24 protein-coding genes are annotated in these 21,522 nt (G+C 68.1%); 20 read left to right on the forward strand and 4 right to left on the reverse strand.

What is annotated here, in order from left to right:
• Nucleotides 1-619: 619 nt before the first annotated feature.
• Both sucB and lpdA read right to left on the reverse strand, forming a co-directional pair.
• Nucleotides 620-2,563 carry a 2-oxoglutarate dehydrogenase, E2 component, dihydrolipoamide succinyltransferase gene (sucB, locus tag ACLQ2O_RS29520; RefSeq protein ID WP_425837573.1) on the reverse strand — a complete coding sequence of 648 codons (1,944 nt, stop codon included), beginning with the start codon at nucleotides 2,561-2,563 and terminating at the stop codon, nucleotides 620-622.
• Between the two features lie 108 nt (nucleotides 2,564-2,671).
• Nucleotides 2,672-4,060, reverse strand: coding sequence for a dihydrolipoyl dehydrogenase (gene lpdA, locus ACLQ2O_RS29525; RefSeq protein ID WP_425837576.1), 1,389 nt, complete (start codon nucleotides 4,058-4,060; stop codon nucleotides 2,672-2,674).
• A 10-nt stretch (nucleotides 4,061-4,070) separates the two neighbouring features.
• Between lpdA and ACLQ2O_RS29530 the strand changes: the two genes are divergently transcribed.
• The 8 genes from ACLQ2O_RS29530 (at nucleotide 4,071) to ACLQ2O_RS29565 (ending at nucleotide 9,396) form a co-directional block, all read left to right on the forward strand.
• A complete protein-coding gene (locus tag ACLQ2O_RS29530) occupies nucleotides 4,071-4,322 on the forward strand; it encodes a hypothetical protein (RefSeq protein WP_425837579.1) in 252 nt (83 codons plus the stop codon).
• 809 nt (nucleotides 4,323-5,131) lie between these two features.
• Complete coding sequence (locus tag ACLQ2O_RS29535) at nucleotides 5,132-5,320, forward strand: hypothetical protein (protein ID WP_425837582.1); 189 nt, start codon at nucleotides 5,132-5,134, stop codon at nucleotides 5,318-5,320.
• Nucleotides 5,321-5,686: 366 nt separating this feature from the next.
• On the forward strand, nucleotides 5,687-5,866 hold the full coding sequence (locus tag ACLQ2O_RS29540; RefSeq protein ID WP_425837585.1) for a hypothetical protein: 180 nt from the start codon (nucleotides 5,687-5,689) through the stop codon (nucleotides 5,864-5,866).
• A 211-nt stretch (nucleotides 5,867-6,077) separates the two neighbouring features.
• Entirely contained in the window at nucleotides 6,078-6,956 is an 879-nt protein-coding gene (locus tag ACLQ2O_RS29545) for a tyrosine-type recombinase/integrase (protein WP_425837588.1), read from the forward strand.
• A gap of 390 nt (nucleotides 6,957-7,346) precedes the next feature.
• On the forward strand, nucleotides 7,347-7,700 hold the full coding sequence (locus ACLQ2O_RS29550) for a hypothetical protein (protein WP_425837591.1): 354 nt from the start codon (nucleotides 7,347-7,349) through the stop codon (nucleotides 7,698-7,700).
• Entirely contained in the window at nucleotides 7,697-8,029 is a 333-nt protein-coding gene (locus tag ACLQ2O_RS29555) for a hypothetical protein (RefSeq protein WP_425837594.1), read from the forward strand. The genes ACLQ2O_RS29550 and ACLQ2O_RS29555 overlap by 4 nt, the downstream gene beginning before the upstream one ends.
• Entirely contained in the window at nucleotides 8,029-9,054 is a 1,026-nt protein-coding gene (locus ACLQ2O_RS29560) for an AAA family ATPase (protein ID WP_425837597.1), read from the forward strand. Before ACLQ2O_RS29555 ends, ACLQ2O_RS29560 begins: the two co-directional genes overlap by 1 nt.
• Nucleotides 9,055-9,264: 210 nt before the next feature.
• The gene (locus ACLQ2O_RS29565; RefSeq protein WP_425837600.1) at nucleotides 9,265-9,396 is read left to right on the forward strand and encodes a hypothetical protein; all 132 of its coding nucleotides are present in this window, start codon (nucleotides 9,265-9,267) and stop codon (nucleotides 9,394-9,396) included.
• A 448-nt stretch (nucleotides 9,397-9,844) separates the two neighbouring features.
• On the opposite strand, the gene ACLQ2O_RS29570 is transcribed toward ACLQ2O_RS29565, so the two are convergent.
• Both ACLQ2O_RS29570 and ACLQ2O_RS29575 read right to left on the reverse strand, forming a co-directional pair.
• A complete protein-coding gene (locus ACLQ2O_RS29570) occupies nucleotides 9,845-11,377 on the reverse strand; it encodes a hypothetical protein (RefSeq protein ID WP_425837603.1) in 1,533 nt (510 codons plus the stop codon).
• Complete coding sequence (locus ACLQ2O_RS29575; RefSeq protein WP_425837606.1) at nucleotides 11,283-11,579, reverse strand: hypothetical protein; 297 nt, start codon at nucleotides 11,577-11,579, stop codon at nucleotides 11,283-11,285. Before ACLQ2O_RS29575 ends, ACLQ2O_RS29570 begins: the two co-directional genes overlap by 95 nt.
• 47 nt (nucleotides 11,580-11,626) lie before the next feature.
• Between ACLQ2O_RS29575 and ACLQ2O_RS29580 the strand changes: the two genes are divergently transcribed.
• The 12 genes from ACLQ2O_RS29580 to ACLQ2O_RS29635 all read left to right on the forward strand — a co-directional run bounded on the left by ACLQ2O_RS29580 (nucleotide 11,627) and on the right by ACLQ2O_RS29635 (nucleotide 21,521).
• The gene (locus ACLQ2O_RS29580; RefSeq protein WP_425837609.1) at nucleotides 11,627-12,832 is read left to right on the forward strand and encodes a phage portal protein; all 1,206 of its coding nucleotides are present in this window, start codon (nucleotides 11,627-11,629) and stop codon (nucleotides 12,830-12,832) included.
• Nucleotides 12,829-13,398 carry an HK97 family phage prohead protease gene (locus tag ACLQ2O_RS29585; RefSeq protein ID WP_425837612.1) on the forward strand — a complete coding sequence of 190 codons (570 nt, stop codon included), beginning with the start codon at nucleotides 12,829-12,831 and terminating at the stop codon, nucleotides 13,396-13,398. The genes ACLQ2O_RS29580 and ACLQ2O_RS29585 overlap by 4 nt, the downstream gene beginning before the upstream one ends.
• Complete coding sequence (locus ACLQ2O_RS29590) at nucleotides 13,395-14,588, forward strand: phage major capsid protein (protein ID WP_425837614.1); 1,194 nt, start codon at nucleotides 13,395-13,397, stop codon at nucleotides 14,586-14,588. The genes ACLQ2O_RS29585 and ACLQ2O_RS29590 overlap by 4 nt, the downstream gene beginning before the upstream one ends.
• Before the next feature lie 14 nt (nucleotides 14,589-14,602).
• A complete protein-coding gene (locus ACLQ2O_RS29595; RefSeq protein WP_425837617.1) occupies nucleotides 14,603-14,767 on the forward strand; it encodes a hypothetical protein in 165 nt (54 codons plus the stop codon).
• Nucleotides 14,768-14,785: 18 nt separating this feature from the next.
• Complete coding sequence (locus ACLQ2O_RS29600; RefSeq protein ID WP_425837620.1) at nucleotides 14,786-15,364, forward strand: phage gp6-like head-tail connector protein; 579 nt, start codon at nucleotides 14,786-14,788, stop codon at nucleotides 15,362-15,364.
• On the forward strand, nucleotides 15,361-15,768 hold the full coding sequence (locus ACLQ2O_RS29605) for a hypothetical protein (RefSeq protein WP_425837622.1): 408 nt from the start codon (nucleotides 15,361-15,363) through the stop codon (nucleotides 15,766-15,768). Before ACLQ2O_RS29600 ends, ACLQ2O_RS29605 begins: the two co-directional genes overlap by 4 nt.
• Before the next feature lie 2 nt (nucleotides 15,769-15,770).
• The gene (locus tag ACLQ2O_RS29610) at nucleotides 15,771-16,175 is read left to right on the forward strand and encodes a hypothetical protein (RefSeq protein WP_425837625.1); all 405 of its coding nucleotides are present in this window, start codon (nucleotides 15,771-15,773) and stop codon (nucleotides 16,173-16,175) included.
• Nucleotides 16,127-16,594 carry a hypothetical protein gene (locus ACLQ2O_RS29615; RefSeq protein ID WP_425837628.1) on the forward strand — a complete coding sequence of 156 codons (468 nt, stop codon included), beginning with the start codon at nucleotides 16,127-16,129 and terminating at the stop codon, nucleotides 16,592-16,594. Before ACLQ2O_RS29610 ends, ACLQ2O_RS29615 begins: the two co-directional genes overlap by 49 nt.
• 87 nt (nucleotides 16,595-16,681) lie before the next feature.
• On the forward strand, nucleotides 16,682-17,092 hold the full coding sequence (locus ACLQ2O_RS29620; RefSeq protein WP_425837630.1) for an HK97 gp10 family phage protein: 411 nt from the start codon (nucleotides 16,682-16,684) through the stop codon (nucleotides 17,090-17,092).
• Nucleotides 17,092-18,216: a hypothetical protein gene (locus tag ACLQ2O_RS29625; RefSeq protein WP_425837633.1), complete on the forward strand. Its 1,125-nt coding sequence runs from the start codon at nucleotides 17,092-17,094 to the stop codon at nucleotides 18,214-18,216. Before ACLQ2O_RS29620 ends, ACLQ2O_RS29625 begins: the two co-directional genes overlap by 1 nt.
• Nucleotides 18,213-20,990 (forward strand): hypothetical protein, encoded by a 2,778-nt coding sequence (locus ACLQ2O_RS29630; protein WP_425837636.1) that lies wholly within the window; start codon nucleotides 18,213-18,215, stop codon nucleotides 20,988-20,990. Before ACLQ2O_RS29625 ends, ACLQ2O_RS29630 begins: the two co-directional genes overlap by 4 nt.
• Before the next feature lie 12 nt (nucleotides 20,991-21,002).
• Nucleotides 21,003-21,521, forward strand: a complete 519-nt coding sequence (locus tag ACLQ2O_RS29635) for a hypothetical protein (protein ID WP_425837639.1) — start codon at nucleotides 21,003-21,005, stop codon at nucleotides 21,519-21,521.
• The last annotated feature ends 1 nt before the right edge of the window (nucleotide 21,522 follow it).

Genomic DNA, 21,522 nt, shown 5'->3' on the forward strand with positions numbered 1-21,522 from the left:
GCGGAGTCAGTGCCGTGGCTGGTTCAGCGCCGCACCAATGGTCAGACGCCGAGCGAGGCTGAGCACCGTACCGAGGACCGGATGCCGGGCTGAGTCAGCGCCGCAGCTGGTTCAACGCCGGACCAATGGTCAGATGCCGAGCGAGGCTGAGCACCTTACCGAGGACCTGACTCCGAGCGGAGTCAGTGCCGTGGCTGGTTCGGCGTCGCACCGACGGGCAGACGTTGAACGGGCTGAGCATCGTACGAAGACCGGGCGCCAGGCCGAGCCAGCGCTGCAGCTGCTTCAGCGCCCACCAATGGTCAGATGCTGGGCGGTGCTGAGCACCCACCGTACCGAGGACCGGGCTCCGAGCTGAGCCAGCCCAATCGCTGCCTCAGCGCCGAACCAATGGTCGAACGCTGAGCGGGGTTGAGCACGTACCGACGGCCTGACTCCGAGCGGGGCTTAGCGCCGTACCGAGGACCGGACGCCGGGCTGAGCCAGCGCCACGGCTGGCTCAGCGCCGCACCAACGGGCAGATGCTGAGGTGGGCTCGGCACCTGACCGAGGAGCGGGCGTCGAATTGATCGGCGCGTCTCCGGCGGGCAGGCGCCGAGGTGGCTCGGCGTCAGGCAGTTCAGACGTCGAACTGGGCTTCTTCCAGACGGGTCTTGACTGCCGTCAAGTAGCGGGCGGCGTCGGCGCCGTCGACCAGGCGGTGGTCGTAGGTGAGGGCCAGATAGACCATCTGCCGGATCGCGATGGTTTCGCCGAGCTCGGGGTGCGTGATGACGACCGGGCGCTTGACGACGGCGCCGGTGCCGAGCATGCCGACCTGGGGCTGGTTCAGGATCGGGGTGTCGAACAGGGCGCCGCGGCTGCCGGTGTTCGTGATCGTGAACGTGCCGCCCGCCATCTCGTCCGGCAGCACCTTGTTGTTGCGGGTGCGGTCGGCGAGGTCGGCGATCTTCTTGGCCAGGCCGGCGATGTTCAGGTCGCCGGCGTTGTGCACGACCGGGACCATCAGGCCCTTCTCGGCGTCCACGGCGATGCCCAGGTGCTCGGCGGCGTGGTAGGTGACCTCGCCGGCCTCCTCGTTGATCGAGGCGTTGAGCTTCGGGTACTGCTTCAGGGCGTCGATCGCGGCGAGCGCGAAGAACGGCAGGAAGGAGAGCTTGACGCCTTCGCGGGCGAAGAACTCGTTCTTCTTCGCGTTGCGCAGCTTGGCGATCTCGGTGACGTCGACCTCGACGACCGTGGTCAGCTGGGCGGAGACCTTCAGCGAGTTCACCATGTGGCTGGCGATCGCCTTGCGGATCCGGCTCATCTTCTCGGTGGTACCGCGCAGCGGGCTGATCGTCGCCTGGGCGGCCGGAGCCGAGGCCGGGGCTGCCGCGGCTGCGGGGGCCGGTGCGGCCTTCGCGGCTTCGGCGGCGGCGATGACGTCCTGCTTGCGGATGCGGCCGCCGACGCCGGTGCCCTGGACGGCGCCGAGGTCGACGTTGTTCTCCGCGGCGAGCTTGCGGACCAGCGGGGTCACGTAGTTCGGGCCCTCGGAGGATGAACCGTTGGAGCTGGCAGCCGGGGCCGATGCCGCCGGAGCCTGGGTCTGCTGCGGTGCCGGAGCCGACTGGGCAGCGGGCGCCTGCGGGGCAGGAGCCTGGGCGGCAGGTGCCTGAGCCGGCGGTGCCTGCTGCGGCGCCGGCGCCTGAGCCGCCGGAGCCTGGGCCGGGGCGGCCTGCGGGGCCGGGGCCTGAGCGGCGGGGGCCTGAGCTGCCGGAGACTGCGCGGGCTTTTCGGCCGGGGCCTCCTGGGCTGGGGCGTCCTGCTTCGGGGCCTCGGCCGGCGGCTCCTGCTTCGGAGCTTCCTGCGCGGGGGCCGCGTCGCCGGAACCGACGACCGCGAGCTCGGCGCCGACCTCGACCGTCTCGTCCTCGGCGACCTTGATCTCGAGGAGCTTGCCGGCGACCGGCGACGGGATCTCGGTGTCGACCTTGTCGGTGGAGACCTCGAGCAGCGGCTCGTCGACGGCGACGTCGTCGCCGACCTGCTTGAGCCAGCGGGTGACGGTGCCTTCGGTAACGCTCTCACCGAGGGCCGGCAGCGTTACCGACGTACCGGAGCCACCGCCGGAAGAACCGGAGTTGTCGGACGAAGCTGCCGGGGCTTCGGCAGCGGGAGCTTCGGCAGCCGGCGCCTGCTCGGCGGGGGCTTCCTCGGCCGGCGCCTCCGCGGGAGTCTGCTCGGCCGGTGCTTCCTGCTCAGCGGCCGGGGCTTCCTCGGCAGCAGGCGCCTGCTCGGCGGCAGGCTGCTCGGCCGGGGCGTCCGAACCGGTGGACTCGCCGGCGTCGCCGATGACGGCCAGTTCGGCGCCGACCTCTACGGTTTCGTCCTCGGCGGCTTTGATCTCCAGGAGAGTGCCGGCCACGGGGGAGGGGATCTCGGTGTCGACCTTGTCGGTCGAGACCTCCAGCAGGGGCTCGTCGACGGCAACCGTGTCACCGACCTGCTTGAGCCAGCGGGTGACGGTTCCTTCGGTGACGCTCTCCCCGAGGGCCGGCAGGGATACAGAGGTCGGCATGACGGTCGTTGCTCCTTCGTCGATCGGTCTCGAAGTCAGCCTACGGTGCCGCCGGAACGGGGCGCCGCCGGGTCACGGCGGACACGCCCGTAGCGGCGCACCACCAACTTACTCGTGGAAGTGCAAAGGCTTTCCGGCCAGCGCCAGGTGCGCTTCGCCGAGGGCCTCGTTCTGGGTCGGGTGGGCGTGCACCAGCGGCGCGACGTCGGCCGGGAACGCCTCCCAGTTGTAGATCAGCTGGGCCTCGCCGATCAGTTCGCCGACCCGGGAGCCGACCATGTGCAGGCCGACCACCGCGCCGTCCTTGGCCCGGACCAGCTTCACGAACCCCTGGGTCTTCAGGATCTGGCTCTTGCCGTTCCCGCCCAGGTTGTAGTTGAGGATCTCGACCTCGCCGTACGTCGCCCGCGCCTGCTCCTCGGTCAGGCCGACGGACGCGACCTCCGGCTCGGAGTAGGTGACGCGGGGGATGCCGGCCTCGTCGATCGGGGCCGGGTTCAGCCCGGCGACGTGCTCGGCGACGAAGATGCCCTGCTGGAAGCCGCGGTGCGCGAGCTGCAGCCCGGGCACGATGTCGCCGACGGCGTACACGCCCGGCACGCTGGTCTGCAGGTTCTCGTCGACGGTGACGAAGCCGCGGTCGAGCGCGACACCGACCTCCTCGTACCCGAGCCCGGAGGTGTTCGGACCACGGCCGACCGCGACCAGCAGCAGCTCGGCCTCGATCACCTCGCCGCCGGCGACGGTCACCCGGACACCGTTGTCGGTCACCTCGACGGACTCGAACGACGTACCGGTCTTGAAGCCGATCTTGCGCTTGCGGAACGCCCGCTCGAGCGTCTTGCTGCAGTCCGCGTCCTCGGCCGGGACCAGCCGCGGCAGTGCCTCGACGATCGTCACCTTGGTACCGAACGACGTCCACGCGCTGGCGAACTCGACGCCGATCACGCCGCCGCCGAGCACGACCGCGGACTCCGGTACCCGGTCCAGCGTCAGCGCGTGCTCGCTGGCGATCACGCGCTGCCCGTCGATCTCCAGGCCGGGCAGCGAGCGCGAGTAGGAGCCGGACGCGATGATCACGTTCTTGCCCGTGTACGTCGTACCGCCGACCTCGACCGTCGTCGGCGAGGTCAGCCGACCCTCGCCCTCGATCACGGTGATGCCGCGGGACTTGATCTGTCCCTGCAGGCCCTTGAACAGCCGGTCGACGACGCCGTCCTTGTACTTGTTCACGCCGCCCATGTCGACACCCTCGAGCGTCGTCCGGACGCCGAACTGCTCACCCTCACGGGCGGAGTCGGCCACCTCGGCCGCGTGCAGCAGCGCCTTGGTGGGGATGCAACCACGGTGCAGGCACGTGCCGCCCAGCTTGTCCTTCTCGACCAGCGCGACGGACTTCCCGAGTACGGCGGCGCGCAGCGCGGCGGCGTACCCGCCACTGCCACCACCGAGGATCACCAGGTCGTAGGTCTGCGTGCTGTCTGCCGTGGTCGTCACAGGTTCCTCCGTGGGTCAACAGGTCGGCGGGCGGCCCCGGGTCGCGGAGTTCCGGCCCGGCGTCATCTTGTCACCGAGCCCCCGCCGGACCACCCTCGGGCTCGCCGTACACGGCCGACGGTTTGCCGAGGCGTCCGCTGAGGACGCCGACACCCCACCCGCCGTCCGCCGAGGACCGCGGCTGGAGCTGCTGGCGCCCGTCGGTGTGCCGCGCAGGACACCGGCGATCCAGCCGGCATCCGCCCGCTCGGCAAGTACCTGATCGAGCAGTTGCGCCACCGGCACCGGAGCTCCAGCGGTCGCCCTCCCACTCGTCGTCGATCGGCGAGTACCGCGCTGGTGCCTGCCGACCGGTGCTGCCAGCCCAGCCCGTGCTCCAGCCCAACCCAGCCCGTGCTCCAGCCCAGCCCGTGCTCCAGCCCCAACCCAGCCCGTGCCCCGAGCCCGTGTTCCCCGCCCAGCCGTGCCCGAGCTCAGCCCGTGCCCGAGCTCAGCCCGTGCCCGAGCCCAGCCCGTGCCCGAGCCCAGCCCGAGCCCCGTGCCCGTGCCCCAGCCCAGCCCGTGCCCAGCCCAGCCATGCTCAGCCCAGCCGTGCCCGAGGCCGTGCCCCAGCCCAGCCCGAGCCCGTGCCCAGCCCGTGCCCCAGCCCCGCCGTGCCCGTGCCCGCGCCCAGCCCGTGCCGTGCCCAGCCCGTGCCCCAGCCCCGCCGTGCCCGTGCCCAGCCCGCGCCCAGCCCGTGCCGTGCCCAGCCCGTGCCCCAGCCCCGCCGTGCCCAGCCCGTGCCCCAGCCCCGCTGTGCCCGTGCCCAGCCCGTGCCCCGCGCCCGTGCCCAGCCCATGCCCAGCCCGGCCATGCTCAGCCCAGCCGTGCCCAAGGCCGTGCCCGTGCCCATGCCCAGCCGTGCCCGAGCCTAGCCCGAGCCCAGCCCGTGCCCCGAGCCCGTGCCCCCAGCCCCGCCGTGCCCGAGCCCAGCCATGCCCCAGCCCAGCCGTGCCCGAGGCCGTGCGCCAGCCCAGCCCGTGCCCCCAGCCCCAGCCCAGCCCAGCCCCTGCCACACCGAGGGGCGGCTTGTTGGCGTTTGCCTCGACGTACACCGTCCTGACCGCGAAGCCGGAGTTCGGCCTGGACTTGTGGGGTGGCACCCAGTTGCTGGAGCTTGCGGACAACCCGCTGGCCTCCGTCGGCGGGGAGAGCACCGTCGGCTTCGTGATCGCGGCCAGGGTGTGGCAGACGCCGGTGCGGGGCCGGCCGATGCGCTAGGTGTACTCGGCGGTCAGGTTGGTAGCACGCGGCCGCTGGTGGAGGTGTCGGCAGCTGCCGACGGGGGCCGGTGGACCGGCTGGTGTCCGTTGACCGAGGTCGCCGAAGAACCTGCCGGTCTTCAGATCTGCCGGTCTTCAGAACCTGTCGGTCTTCGCCGACGCCGGCTGTCGGCGGGTCTGCTGGATCGGTCGATGTCCGCTGGCGGGTCGGTGGGCAGTCCTTCGGGGGCGAGGAGGCTGGGCGGGCGTCCGCGGCTCGACTCGTCGTACTCGACCGGCGACATTCGCCGTACTCGACCAGCGTCAAACTGCTCGGCGTCACTCAGTAACGCGGCTGTCTTCGTCGCCGGCGGTGGGTGGGGCCGTGGCGGTCACCGAGCATGTGCGGGTTCTGCTCGGGCGGGCTGGAGCAGGTGTGAACTTCTTCGGGCTCGGGTGCGTCGTACTGGGCAGCCCGTACGGCGGGCCGTCCGGAGGCGGGGGTCCTCGGGGGACCGGACGGCTCGTGTACCACGTGCTGCCGCGGTCGCGGCCGTCCCGGTGAGACGACCGCCGCGAGGGGTGGCCGCGGCGGCGCGTGGTGGGCTCGCAGGCGGTTCCGGGACGAATTTGCGGTGATAGGGGACACTTATCACCAGCAGCGCCGGTGGCCCTGTTCGGGGTAAAACCGCTGGTCAGACCGCGATTGCAGTCGTCTCACAGTGGTACGCTAGGCCCGCATAACGCTCTTGTCAAGGATAAGGGAGGGGTGCGGGATGCTTGATCTGATCGACTCGTGGGTCGTACACCTGCAGGCGGAGCACAAGGCGTCGAGGACCATCCGCGTCTACGCGACCGGCGTCCGGCAGTACTTCACCTACTGCGCGGAGAAGGGTCTGCCCGAGGTGCTCGACCGCCGGCAGGTGCAGGCATGGATCGCGGGGATGATGGAGTCGGGCCTCGAGCCCACCACCGCCGATGTCCGGCTGACCGCGGTGAAGCGGTTCTCCTGGTGGCTGCACGACGAGGACGAGATCGACACCGACGTCCTGGCGGGCATCAAGGCCCCGAAGATCGGCGAGAAGATCGTCAGGCCCCTGAGCATGGACGAGATCCAAGCCCTGCTCGGCGCCTGCAAGGGCAAGGACTTCCTCGCGCGCCGCGACGAGGCGATCATCCGGCTGATGCTGGACACCGGCCTACGGGCCTCCGAGCTGTGCGGACTCAAGCTGACCGACGTGAAGGTCGTTGCGGGGACTGCCGTGGCGCTCGGCAAGGGCAACAGGGAACGGACCGTGGCGTTCGGAGCTCAGACGGCGCGGGCGCTCGATCGCTGGCTGCGGGTCCGGCGTACCCACGGGAAGGCGAACACGTCCAGCGCCTTCTTCCTCGGTGGGATGGGCCGAACGTTCGGGTACCCGGGGCTGGCCCGCTGCCTGGCGCTCCGCGGCGAGCAGGCCGGTCTGGGACCGGTGAACCCGCACAAGCTCAGGCACACCTGGGCGACCAGATGGCGCAACGCGGGCGGCTCGGAGCAGTCGATGATGGCGCTGGCCGGCTGGACCTCACCGAAGATGATCGCCCGCTACACCCGGGCGACGTCGGCCGAGCGGGCGGTTGCGGAGTCGCAGCAGCTCAACCTCGGCGACCTGTAGAACGGCACACGCGACAGCCTGGCGAATTACAACCATGTATAACGATTCGGTAACGGGGCGATGATTCTCCAATGCGTACATTTCCAACGATGGAGATCACTCATGATGCATCGTGATGTAACCGAGAGTGTACGGGTTGTATGTGAAATGTTGATGATCAGCAGATCCCCGCCTCCTCTGGGCCCTCCAGACTATGGAGCACCGCACGGCACTACGCCCGGGGGGTGTTGTGCAACGAGGCATCCCTTGTGGGACAGTCATTCCAGGTTGAACGCACAAGCCTTATCTACAACGCGAAACGGGCAACCCATCTAGTCCCGGTCTGGTGCTCTAACACCAACGCCGAGAGGGTCACCCGTCGCGCTACCCACCCTGTCAAGAGGAGTAGTCGTGACCAAGAATCCTGGGGGCACTATCCCCCAAGCTGCGCAGGCCACTGCCGCCACTGTCGCACAACGCACAGAGCGCACACAAGACGACCGGGGCCGCAAGGTCCCTCTCGATCACCTGCCGAAGAACCAAGGCGACGCGTCCCTTGCCGGCCGAGCGATGGCCCACCGGCGCTGGGGACTCTGCGAGGACCGTACCGCGGCGACCGCGAAGGCACGCGCCACCTTTCAGGCCAAGTTCCTCGACCAGGCGGGCGGCGACCCGGTCAAGGCAGAGAGCCTCCGGAAGAGTTTCTATGCCGAGCTCGCGCTGAAGTCTGCTCAGGCCCGGCGTCGCAACGCCGCCAGCGCATGATCACCGCGACGGTGATGATCGGGTTCGTGCCCGACGAGGACACCTGGAGCAACGCGGGCGACCGGATCGACGAACGCCACCTCGTACGGCAGCTCGGCGGTATCGGCGGCCGGATCAGCAAGGTGGTCATCGCGATGGGCGCGGCCCGCTACCCGCTGGTCGACCCGAGCCTCGTCCGCGAGTACCTGCCGAAGGGTGTCGACGTCGAGGTCACCGGAGAGCATGCCGACGTCGTTCACCAGGTTGTGGAACAGCTCGACCCGCAGGTGAAGACCGACTGCCACGACTGTATCGAATGGCTGCCTTGCCCCACCCACCTGGTGGCGTGATGAGCGGGTTCGGGGTGGACTACGACGAGCCACCCGTGCCTCCGCCCTACGACGAGGCGGTCGGGGACAACGTCACCTCGATGCCGTATGTCGCGCTCTACCGCAGTGCGCTCGTCGACTCCGAGGGGCTCGAGGGCATCCCGGAGCCGGTGCCGCTGATCACAGCGACGCTGTTCACCGACTCGACCGCGTGGATCGTCGGCAAGCCCGGACACGGCAAGTCGTTCGTTGCCCTCGACATCGCGGGATGCGTCGGCACCGGCCAACCATGGCAGGACCGGGGGGTAATCCAAGGTCTCGTCCTGTATGTCGCGGCCGAGGGTGTTTCCGGGATGAAGCGACGCGTGCGGGCCTGGGAGCAGAGTTACGGCCGCAAGATGACCGGCGTCGTGTGGCTGCCGATGGCTGTCCAGGCAGGCAAGCCGGCCGAGTGGCGAGGCCTTCGGGAACTGGCGGCGGAGCTGAAGCCCGCGATGATCGTGCTCGATACCCAAGCCCGGATCACGGTCGGCATGGAAGAGAACGCCGCCAAGGACATGGGCGAGTTCATCGACGCCCTGGAGAAGCTCCGGCAGGCCACAGGAGCCTGTGTGCTGACCGTTCACCACCAGGGACGCAGCGGCGATCACATGCGTGGCTCCACGGCCATGGATGGCGCAGCAACCACGGTGATCCGCGTCGAGAAGGACGAGGACGTCATCACGGTCAAGAACCCGAAGCAGAAGGACGTGGACGAGTTCGATGACATCGAGCTCAAGCTCACTCCCCGCCTGGAGAGCGCGGTCCTCACTCTGACCGATGGCAAGACCGCTGCCGGGTCGACCGCGGCCACCAAGACAGCGCAGCGGTGGTACGAGACGTTCCAGACCGACAAGGTCACCGCGACCAAGCTGATCGATGCCGAGCTGACCACCAAGGCCACGTTCTACCGCCACGTCCGCGTCCTGATCGACCAAGGTCTCGTGGTGAAGGAAGAGCAAGGCAGATCCACCTACTACAGCCTGAACAGGGTCCCAGTCTCATGAGACTCAGGTTCACGGTCCAGGGTCCCTCACCCATACAGAAAGAGTATGGGTGTGAGACGTGAGACCACGGTCCATGAGACCTACTGAGAGTCTCATGAGACAGGACAAGAAGGCTGACCGAGAAGCCTTCAAAGCCGCACGTGATGCCGGTCTGAAGAAGCGTCAGGCCAAGAGGCTCGCCTACCAGAACCGTCCCACTGAGGAGAACCCGTGATCCTCCTGCAGCTGGTCAGGGACACCCTCGGGATCCTCGCCTTCATCGCGATCCTCACCCCCACCAGCCCACCCGAAGAACCACCCCGTCCCATCATCGAGTTCCACACCCGAGGAGCACACTCATGACCTGGCCCGACGTCGTCTTCTGGGTTGCCTGCTTCGCCTGCTGGGGCTGGATGATCCACTGCTTCACCCGCAAGTGACCCCCACCACCTACTAGGACAGGAGGCCCCCCATGTCGAAGGCTTGGCAAGGGGGGTCCACCTCTGCCTGGAGGAGGGTGCGTGCCCGGGTACTACAGGCCAACCTGGTAGAGAACCAGGGCAGATGCACACTGCAGATCGAGGGTGTGTGCACCGGCGGCCTAGCCGATCAGGTTCACCACACACAAGGCAGAGCAGTAACAGGCGATGATCCGAAGTACTTGGTGGCAGTGTGCCGCGCATGCAACCTGCACATCGGTGAACCGAAACGCTCGAGCCCCGAACACCGACGAGTCAGCCGATGGTGACTCGAAAAAGTTCGGAGAGCCACCCCTCCTACACCCGCTGTACCTGTCTTTTTTGTGTGCGGCTCAGGCGACCGTGACGGGGCTCAGAGGCGGCGGGAGGGTCCTAGCTAGGTGGACTGCCCCGGCTACCGCGTACGCCCCGTCGATGGGGCCGGTGCCCTTGCGCGTGAAGACCCACCGGTCGCCGCGGATCAGCTTCTGCGCCGCCCCTACGTGCTGGTCGAGCATCGGGTCCTTCGGGTGGACCACCTCGCCGGCGACGACGAGATCCTGCAGGCCCATGCACACCTGATCCGTCTCGGCCGTCAGCGCGTCGACTGTGACCCGCGGCGGCGGCCACCAGTCCCCGGAGCCTCTCCGCTTGGTCGCCAGGTCGGCAGCGATCGCTGCGGCGGGTCCCTGGGGGAACCACCCGAGGGTGCGCGGGCGGATCTTGCGGACGAGGCCGGGCAGCTCGCGCCGTACCTGCTGGGTGCAGCCGAACCCGTCCCACTGCTCGACGACCTCAGTGTGGATCTTCCCGTCGATCAACGCAGCGGCGACCAGGGTTGCATGGCTGCCATCGAGGGACACGTCCAGACACAGGGCCGTACGGTCGCGGTGGTCGGCCAGGTCGATCGGGGAGTCGGCGCCTGCCTCTTCCCACTTGGTGGGGTCGATGGCGGGATCGAGCAGAGCCACCCGCATGCACATCACTTCGGTCTTGAAGCCGGTCAGTTCCTCGCCGCCGGCAGCCTTGGCCTTCATCGCCGCGGCCATCAGCACGTCGGGATCGGTACGCCGTCCGAGGTCGGGGCAGGCCATCGCCAGCGCGTGCAGGTCGGTGGGGTCACTGCCCTGTGGGGCGCTCCACTCGAACAGCCCGAGGCGCGGGTCTCCCTTGCCTGTCTCGATGTAGGTGATGGCGGGCAGTCGCAGCGAGTCCAGCACGATCGCACTGTGGTCACCCTGGTTGCTGATGGCCACGACCTGCGCATCCCAGACGGCGTTCATCGCGTTGACGGCGGCGTTCCAGGTGTCGAAGCTGTTGTGCTCGCGGAGCTCGTCGAGCAGCAGCCGGTCGATGGTCAGTGATCTGCCGGCGCGCTTGTTGCTCGCGGCGAACTTGTACTGACTGCCCCACCTCGTGGTGAGCATCTCCTCGCCGATGGTCTTGCGCACCGGATTGGCGGGCATCTCCTCGGCCAGGTACTCGTTGGCCTCGGCCATGTCGCACACCGCCTGCCAACTGGCCTTCGCGTACTGCCGGTCGGTGGAGGTGCCGAGCACCATCCCGACCTGGATCACGAACAGCCAGAACAGGACGAGCTTGCGCGCCCACGTGGTCTTGCCCTGCTGGCGGGCGATGAGGATCAGCACAGTACGGAACCGGGGCCTACCGTCCTCGAGGAGTTCGCCGGCATGGATCGACAGCCACTCCTGCCAGGGGTCGTTCGGCTCACCGAGTACGTCACGGCAGAAGTCGTTGAAGTCGAAGCCCCACGACGTCTCTGGGGTCAGCTCACGTAGCGGCGGAGTCCACAGCCGGGGGGTTGTTGACCCGAGCACCACGCCGGGCTCGGAGCTCGTCGAGTGGGTTGCTACCTCTGCCGTCACGGTCGCCTCCCTTCGCGGTCGCCGCACGAGCGCGGGGGGTCATCAGCAGGGACTCGAGGGCGGCCAGCAGGAGAGGGCCGGTCTTGTCGACGTCGCCCCCGTCGTCGATCGCAGCGCCGTACGTGGCGGCCAACTCGACGGCCGCCAGGTCCGCACCGTCGACCGCAGCGGCTGCCTTGCGCACGACATCCTCAAGCCCCATACCACGAGAGTAACCCTCAAGTTGTAAATGAGGGTTACACTCACAGCATGAAGTGGCCGTGGTCGCGTGAGGTGGAGGAGCGGTCCTCCTGGTCGATCAGTGATCCCGCGATGGCTGCGTTCTTCAATGTCGGCCCGCAGAACCTGTCCGGCGTCCCCGTGAACGAGACCACCGCGCTTGGCCTGTCGGCTGTCTGGCGGTCCGTCTCGCTGATCTCCAGCACCATCGCCTCGGTCCCACTTCGGACCCTGCGCGACAAGGCCGGCGTACGTGACCAGGTGCCGTCGTTCCTCGACAACCCTGGCGGCCCTGACGGGCCTACGCCGTTCGAGTGGGTCGAGATGGTGCTCGCGCACCTGGTCATCCACGGCAACGCCTACCTCGCACACGTGTGGAACGGCGGCGGCGCCCTGGTCGCCCTTGTCCCGATGCACCCGCTGGCAGTTGACCCGCAGTGGGAGAAGGACTCCAACGACAAGCTGACCGGTCGCAAGGTGTTCAAGGTCAGCCTCGACGACGGCACGACCCGTACGTTCACGCAGGACGAGATGACCCAGGTGATGGCCCTGTCGCTCGACGGGCTGAAGGGGCTCTCGCCCATCACGGTGGCGCGCCTGTCGCTCGGCACCACGATCGCCGGCGACCGTGCCGCGGCGAACATGTTCGGCAGCGGGCCCCTTATCGCGGGCATGGTCACTCCCGAGGACGACATCACCGAGGACGACGCCAAGCAGATCAAGGCGGACCTGCAGGGGAAGCTGACCGGCACCGAGAACGCCGGAACCATCGCGGTCATCAACCGCAAGCTCAAGTTCACGCAGTGGTCCACCAGCAACGAGGACGCCCAGTTCCTCCAGTCGCGGCAGTTCCAGATCGAGGAGATCGCCCGCTGGTACGGCATCCCACCGTTCGAGCTGATGCAGACCGAGAAGCAGACGTCCTGGGGTACCGGCATCGAGTCGCAGCAGCGCGGCCTGGCCCGCACCGTGCTCTCCCCGTGGGGTCAGCGCGTCGAACAGCGGCTGTCCCGGCTGCTGTCCAAGAACCAGTTCGCAGAGTTCGACTTCGCCGGCCTCGAGCGGGCCAACCCGACCGACGAGATCCGCCTGCTGATCGAGCAGGTCAAGGGCGGGCTGCTGACGCTCAACGAGGCACGGGCCATCCGCAACCTTCCGCCCGTCCCGAACGGCGACACCGTCGCGGCCCCTGAGGGCGTCGCTACGCCCCCGGCAACCGAAGAGGTACCGACGTGACCAACCTGACCCGGTACAGCGTCCAGTGCCGCGCCCAGCTCGACGGCAACACCCTCGTCGGGCATGCCGCCGTGTTCGGCCAGATGGCCAAGGTCGGCAACGGCTACGAGCAGCTGTCGGAGCGTGCCTTCGAGGACGTGCTCAAGCTCCCCGACTCCGACGTCACCTCGCTGTGGAACCACGATCCGCAGTACCTGCTGGGCCGCCAGTCGGCCGGCACGCTGCGGGTCCGCGCCGACAGCGAGGGTTTGGCATTCGAGAACGACCTGCCGGACACCAGCTATGCCAATGACCTCCGCGTGCTGCTTGCCCGCGGCGACATCACCGGCGCGTCCTTCGGGTTCATCCCCGACCTGGACAAGTCGACCTGGACGCGGGCCGCAGACGGCTCGCAGATCCACACGATCAACGGGATCAAGTACCTGAGGGACGTGTCCCCGGTGACCTTCCCGGCATACAGCGGCGCCGGTGTGGCGCTGCGCTCGTACGACTTCGGGCAGCCGTCCGGCCGCTCGCAGCTGATCCTCGCCCGTGCGCGAGTCACCTCAAGGAGAGGTAGCAGATGACGATCGAAGAGCTGCTCGCCGCGCTACAGGCGATCATCGACCAGGCCACCGCACCCGATGGCACCGAGCGGGCCCTGACTGACGAAGAGATCGAGCGGTACGAGAAGCTCGAAGTCGAGCTCGCCGCCAAGCGCAAGGATGTCGAGATCCGCTCCCGGCAGGCCGCGTACGTGACCCCGACCACCACCCCCGTCCTCGCCACGGGCTCCTCGAAGAAGGCCGAGGACAGCCTCGAGCGGGCCTTCAACCACTACCTGCGCACCGGACAGCAGAACTCCGACATCGTCGAGCTGCGCGCCCAGAGCGTCGGCACCGACTCGGCCGGCGGGTACACCGTCCCCGACTCGATGCGGGACAAGCTGACCGAGCGACTCAAGGCGTTCGGTGGCCTGGCCGGCGCGGTGGAGGAGATCTCCACCTCGAGCGGTGAGCCGCTGCGGTGGCCGACCCTCGACGACACCGCGAACTCCGGTGTGATCGCTGCTGAGGGCACTGCCCCTGCCAGCGGTGGCGCCGACCTGGTGTTCGGCGAGAAGGTGCTGGGCGCGTTCAAGTACGTCGCTCCGGGTGCCTCGAACCTCCCGCTGCGCGTGTCCGTCGAGCTGCTCCAGGACTCTGCGTTCGACATCGAGGCGCTGGTCACCCGCAAACTGGGCGAGCGCATCGCTCGCAAGCAGGCCGTGGACTGGGTCAGCGGCGCGGGCACCACCCTGCCGTTCGGCATCACGACCGGCACCAGCGGTACCGCGTTCACCTCGGCGGGCATCACCTACGCCGAGCTGGTCGCGGCGGTCCACGAGGTCGACCCCGAGTACCGCGAGAACGCGAAGTGGGCGTTCAACGACGCCACGCTCGCGAAGATCGAGACGCTGGTCGACGGCCAGGGACGCCCGCTCCTGAACATGCAGAACGACGGCATCTCCGGCGGGCCGACGAACAAGACCCTGCTCGGCTACCCGGTCGTCATCGACCAGGCGTTCGCCACCTACACCGACGGTGGCACGAACAAGTGGGGCGTGTTCGGCGACCTGCAGGCCGGCTACGTCATCCGCCGCGTCAAGGATCTGACCCTGATCGTGAACCCGTACTCGCGGGCCAACGAGGGGCAGGTCGAGTACACGCTGTGGGCTCGGGCGGACGGGGTCCCGCAGGACACCAACGCCTACCGCGTCCTCATCAACGCGGTCTGATCGGAGGTTCTGAGATGAGCAAGCGAACCATCAAGGAGCTGGGCGAGCGTCGCGCCGAGCTGGAGGCGGAGCTCACCACGCTTCGCCAGGAGCTCGCCGCACGCGCCGGCGAGGTCGACGAGCCCGAGGTCCAGACCGCGGACAGCAAGCCCGCGGTGAAGACCACGGCCAAGAAGTAGCGGGAGGAGGCGGCAGAGATGTGGGCACCTGACTACGTCACGGAAGAGGACCTGAAGGCGTACCTGCGCATCAGCGACTCGGTCGACGACATGCAGATCGCCTGGGCCATCCCTGCCGCCTCCCGCGCCGTCGACCAGCACTGCAACCGGCAGTTCGGCCTGGTCGACATTCCCGAGGCACGGACCTACACGGCGAGCTGGGATCGAGGTCGCGGCCGGTACGTCGTTGCCATCGACGACCTGATGACGGTCACGGGACTGTCCATCACCGGCGACGCTGCTGTCACCGACTACTCGCTCCAGCCGAGCAACGCCGACGTCAAGGGCAAGCCCTGGACGTCCCTCATCCTCAACGAGGGCGGCACTCGCACCGAGGACGGCATCAGCATCACTGCCCGCTGGGGCTGGACTGACGTCCCGCTCGCGGTCCAGCAGGCGACTCTCCTGCAGGCGTCCCGGTTCTTCGCCCGCCGTGACGCAGCGTTCGGGGTCGCCGGTTCGCCGGACATCGGCTCCGAGATGCGGCTGCTGGCCAAGGTTGACCCTGACGTCGCAGTCGTCCTGAGTCCGTACCAGCGGTGGTGGGCTGCGGTATGAACCTCGGCGACGTCATGGACGAGATCGCGGACAGCGTCCGCACCATCACCGGGCTGCGGGTGTACGCCTACCCGCCCAACAAGATCGCTGCCCCCGCGGCGATCGTCACCTACCCGGACACCTACACCTTCGACGAGACCTACGGCCGGGGCATGGACCGGATCTCCGACCTGCCCGTGATCGTGCTGGTCGGCAAGGTGTCCGACCGGGCGTCCCGCGACAACGTCGCCAAGTACGTCAACGGATCCGGGTCCACCTCGATCAAGGCTGCTGTCGAGGCCGGCGCCCACACCGCGTTCGACACCGTCCGCGTCACCGGGGTCTCGTTCGACGTCATCGGCATCGGCGCCGTGGAGTACCTCGGCGCCACCTTCACCCTCGACATAGCCGGACAAGGAGTCTGACCATGGCGTTCAAGCACGGCAAGGACACAGTCATCACGCTGGACGGGGACGACCTGTCCGCGTTCACCACCACGAGCGAGCTGAACCGCTCGGCCGACAGCCACGACGTGACGACCTACGGCAAGTCCGCCCACGTCTACGTGGGTGGCCTGCTGGACGGCAAGGCCAGCATGTCCGGGATCTACGACAGCACGGCAGTCACCGGCCCCCGGGCGATCATCCGCCCCCTGCTGGGGACCGTGGTTGAACTGGTCCGCAAGCCCGAAGGCACCGGCACCGGCAAGCCGGTCGACACGATGGACGTGCTCGTCTCCGGCTACGTCGAGACCAACCCGGTCGCCGACATGGTCACCTGGTCGTGCGAGATGCAGATCTCGGATGCCGTCGTCAGCACCACCTCGGCGTGATGGGCATGGACAAGGACAAGCTCCTGGCGCCCCGCGCCGCGACGGCGTCGGGGATGCCTGAGGGCACGGTCGAGGTCGAGGGCATGGGGACCGTGCGGGTACGCGGCCTGTCCCGCGGCGAGGTGTTCGGGGTGCAGCAGCGCGGCGACACCGCCTCCAGCGAACGCCTGATCCTCGCCTGCGGGATGGTCGAGCCCGAGCTGACCGAGCGCGAGGTCGGCCAGTGGCAGACCGTGTCACCGGCCGGCGAGATCGAGCCCGTCGTCAACAAGATCCAGGAGCTGTCGGGTCTCGCGAAGGGCAGCGAGAAGGAGGCGGTGGTGTCGTTTCGAGACGACGCCGGACCTGGAGTTCGAGTTCTACCTGGCGACGAAGCTGGGAATGACGGTGGGCCTGCTCCGGGAGCAGATGAGCAGTGACGAGTTCGTCCGGTGGGGGATCTACTACGCCCGCATCGCACAGAGGGAAGAGCTTGAACGACTGAAGGCTGAGGGAGGCGAGCAGGGATGACGGACGCGATCAAGGTCGAGGGGCTCGCCGAGTTCACCAAGAACCTGAAGAAGCTCGACAGTGACCTCCCGAAGGCGCTACGGGTGGCGTTCAACGGCTGCGCTGACGTGGTCGTCAACGACGCCCGGCAGAAGATCCCCACCAAGTCCGGCAAGGCCAAGGCGTCAGTGAAGTCCCGCTCGACCGCCACCGCCTCCCGCATCGTCGGCGGCTCCAAGCGCGTCCCGTACTACCCGTGGCTCGACTTCGGCGGACGGGTCGGCAAGAACCGCTCGGTGAACCGCCCGTTCATCAAGCACGGCCGGTACATCTACGACGCGTACTTCGACAACCGGGCGCGCTACGCCGAGCTCGTCGAGCAGGCACTGCTGGACGTGGCCCGCCAGGCAGGGATCGAGGTCGACTGATGGCCGGTAAGCCGCAGGTCACGCTGACGTTCGCGGGCGACTCGAGCAAGCTGGAGTCCGCGTTCGACAAGGTCGGCTCCTCCGCCCGCCAGATGGACACCGACGTCGGCAACGCGTCCGGCAAGATCCGCGACACCGCCCCGTCGTTCGACCGCGCCGGCGAAGCAGCGGACGGCGCCGAGGGCAAGGCGCAGGGGTTCTCCGACACCCTGACCGGCACCAAGGACCTGATGGGCGGCGTCGGGGAGATCGCCAAGGGCAACCTGTTCGACGGCTTCGTGATGGCCGGACAGGGCGCGGCGGACCTCGCGGGCGGCATGGCGAGCTTCCTGATCCCGATGGGCAAGACCGGGATCATTAACGCCATGGCCGGAGCGCAGAAGGCGCTGAACGCTGTCATGCGGATGAACCCGATCGGGCTCGTGGTCACTGCCCTGGTGCTGCTGGTCGCCGGAATCGTCATCGCCTACAAGAAGTCCGAGACCTTCCGGACCATCGTCGACGGCGCGATGAAGGGCATCAAGACGGCGTTTGGCTGGGTCATCGACAAGGGCAAGGATCTCGTCGGCTGGTTCTCCGGGTTACCGGGCAAGATCAGCGGCTTCTTCCGTGGGGTGACCGACGCGGGTGGGCGGCTGGTCGGCTGGTTCAAGGAACTGCCCGGCAAGATTGGGGGCTACCTGAGCGCCGTCCCCAAGGCCGGTACGACGATGCTGAACTGGTTCAAAGGCATCCCCGGCAAGATCGGGGGGTTCTTCGGTGGCCTCGCCAACACGATCAAACGGCCATTCACCTCAGCGTTCTCCGGGATCAAGTCCGCCTGGAACAGCACCGTTGGCGGCAAGGGGTTCTCGGTCCCCGACTGGATCCCCGGTCTCGGTGGCAGAGAGTTCCGCATCCCCAGCTTCCACACCGGCGGCATCATGCCGGGGGCACCCGGACAGGAAGGTCTCGCGCTGCTGCAGGCCGGTGAGCGAATCACCCCCGCCCACGCCTCCGGCGGCGCCGGCACGATCGTCATCGCAGGCGACGGATCGAAACTCGGGGACCTCCTGGTCGAGGTGCTGCGGAAGTCGATCCGGAACCAGGGCGGCGTCGTGCAGACCGTGCTGGGACCCCGATGAGCGACATCCGGGTCGAGCTGCAAACCGACGCGGAGACGTGGACGGACATCACGTCCGATGTACGGGTTGACAGTGGCATCGAGATCACCAGGGGCAGGACCGGCGAGTCCGGGCAGGCCCCGCCGGCGGCGTGCTCGTTGACCCTGAACAACCGCGGTGGGCGCTACTCGCCGCGTAACCCCACGTCGGATCTGTACGGCAAGATCGGCCGCAACACCCCGATCCGGGTAGTCATCGAGGCGGACGCGACGTACGACGCCTTCAGTCAGTCCAGCGGCACCGGCGACCTTTCGTTCACCCACACGCCAGCCGGCAAACCGACAGGCGTCGCGCTGATCCTGTGGGAGGTCAACACCACGTCCTCCAGCCTGTTCTCTGTGAAGTACGGCGGCGTCACGATGACGCGCAAGCTCTTCGCTGGCTTCACGCTCGGCAGCCTGAATGCTGTCGGGTCGGTGTACTTCCTCAGCGGCCCCGTGCCGGAAGGGCCACAGTCCGTCGTCGTGGACACCGCCTCCACGGTCCTGCGGCACGCCGCTGTGCACACCGTCACCGGGGGCAGTGGCGCGGAGCTGGACGCGACAGTGATTGGCCAGAGCGGCGGGACGCCGGGTGCCAACCCCGGGCGGAACCTTCTTACCACCAAGAGATCTTGCCTGTTCGGGTCGCTCTTGAGCGACCTGAACGACGGGTCCACGATCACGCCGCGCAATTCCTTCACCGAGTCAGGCGAAACGGACGTGGGCAACGAGACCGTCGCGTCATCGCGGTGGCCGACGTCGTTGCCTCCCACCACTTACACGGTCGGCTGGAACGCCTCGTCCGCGCACTACGGACTGATCGGCATATCGGTCCGGGCCGCGAACTACCGGTTCTACGGTGAGGTGGCAGAGTTCCCCGGCCGCTACGAGCTGTCCGGCAACGACGCGTGGATCCCGATCGAGGCAGCCGGGATCCTGCGCCGCCTGGGCCAAGGCGACGAGCCGTCGTCCACGGGCCTGCGCGCCTTCCTGGAGCCCTCGGCAGGGCTGTTCAGGTACTGGCCGCTGTCCGGTGGCGTCGGGACCCAGTACAGCCTCGACATCGCTCCGGTGTGGGGACAACAGACAACGGGCTTCCGGCTCTACAGCGAGGGCCCCGGGTCGTTCCGGTACGGCGAACCACTCGAGGTCTCCGAGACCGGCTCCGCCGGCAGCGACACCAACTACCTCGGCACCGGTATGGCGCTGTTCCACACCGACAGTGCACCGATCCGAGCGGACGTCGCCAACGGCTACCTTCAATGGGCTGTCGACTTCGTGTTCCAGGCCCCGTCGCTGGGCTCGTTCCAGATGATCATGCCGGACTACTCCGGCTGCCTGTGGACCCTGTACATGTTCGGCTCGACGGACGAACTGCAAGTTGGCTTCACCGACCCGGCAACCGGCCCTATCGGGTTCCTGATCGTGGACGACGTCACCGCGCTGAACGACGGCCTACCGCATCACGTCCGGTTCCAGGTCGAACCGACCGGTGTAGCTGACTCGAAGTTCACGGTCTGGATCGACGGTGCGCAGATCTCGACGGGGACGCAGTCGGGCTATCGGTCGTCAGGACTGTCAGTGATCCGGTTCGACTACGCCCGGTCGAGCGCGGCGGAGTCCTGGATCACCCTCGCGCATGTCGCCGTGTTCGCTGACTCGGCGTCGGTGGTGTGGCCTTCAGCGGCTGACGTCACCGACGCCGCCCGTGGGTACGCCGGCGAACTCGCGGGCGAGCGGATCGAACGGATTCTCGGCCTTGCTGACATCTCGTTGCAGAACGTCGGTGCCTTGGCCGACACGATGCCGATGGGGCCGCAGTACAACGAAGCCCAGTTGAAGCAGCTGCGCGACGCCGAGGGCGCCGACATGGGCACCCTCGCTGAGCCCCGCGACGCACTCGGCCTGCTGTACCGGACACACGGAAGCCTCTACAACCAGACCCCGGCACTCACGTTGCAGTTCGACGGCGGCCACGTGTCGACCCCATTCGAGCCGGTCGACGACGACCAGAACACCCGCAACGACGTCACCGCGGTACGCCGCGGCGGCGACAGCTACCGGATCTTCCAGGAGACCGGGCCTCTGTCGATCGCGCCGCCGCCGCTGGGCGTCGGCCGGTACAAGGATGAGGTCACCGTCAATATCGAGTCCGACGACCTGCTGCCGCCCGTTGCCGGCTGGCTGCTGCACCTCGGCACCCTCGACGCCGCCCGCTACCCGTCCATCACGGTCAACCTCGCCGCGCCCGACATCGCCCCGCTGATCGCGGACGCGTTGGCGGTCGACGTCGGGGACAGGATCGAGATCAACGGAGCCGCAGCGGCGAACATCTACGACGATCTCAGTCTCCTGGTCCAGGGCTACTCGGAATCCATTGGCGCCGTCGAGCACACCATCACCTACGTGTGCGCACCGGCCGACCGATACGAGGTGTTCGAGCTGACCGACGTGGGCACCCGTCTCGGCTCCGGTGACACGACGCAGCTGTGGTCCAACATCTCCTCCACCGCGACCAGCATGCAGGTCCGCACCGAGGACGGCGTGACGTTGTGGACGACCGACCCTGCTCAGATGCCGATCTCGATCATGGTGGCCGGTGAGGAGATGACAGTGACCGCGATCTCCGGCACGACTCCCGGCGCCATCCAGACGTTCACGGTGATCAGGTCGGTGAACGGTGTTGTGAAGGCTCAGGACGACGGCCTGCAAGCCGTTGTCCGACTCAAGCGTCGCGCCGTCCTGGCGCTCTAGAGAGGAACTCTGATGGCCTGGACCCCGCCCCGCACCTGGGTTGCCGGCGAGCAGCCCACTGCGGCGATCTTCAACACCCACATCAGGGACAACTTCCTTGCCCTGGACACCGGCCCGTACAGCTACGCGCACCTGAACGCCGACGTGGCCGCCGGAACGTCTGGCGTGTGGACCGATATCACGTCGTGGAGCGTCGACAACAGCGACACCGTCACGTACTCGGGCGGGACCTGGACCCTGCCGCCCGCCGGCCGCTACCTGGTGTTCGCGTCCATCTCGTACACCGCGAACGCGACAGGCAGCCGCGGCATCCGGCCCGTGATCAACGGCGTGGTCGGGCAGAACATCCTGGTTCCGACCGTCACCACGGCGACCTACCAAGCGACGGTGCAGATCTACAACGAGGTCGTCTTGGGGGCTGCCAGCACGATCAAGTTCCAGGCGCACCAGAACAGCGGCGGCGCCCTGAACCTCCGGGGCGATACCGCCGGTCTGTACTCGCGGGTGGGCGTACGACGGGTGGGCAACTGAC

This window comes from Kribbella sp. DT2 (genome assembly GCF_049844575.1).
Lineage (GTDB): Bacteria > Actinomycetota > Actinomycetes > Propionibacteriales > Kribbellaceae > Kribbella.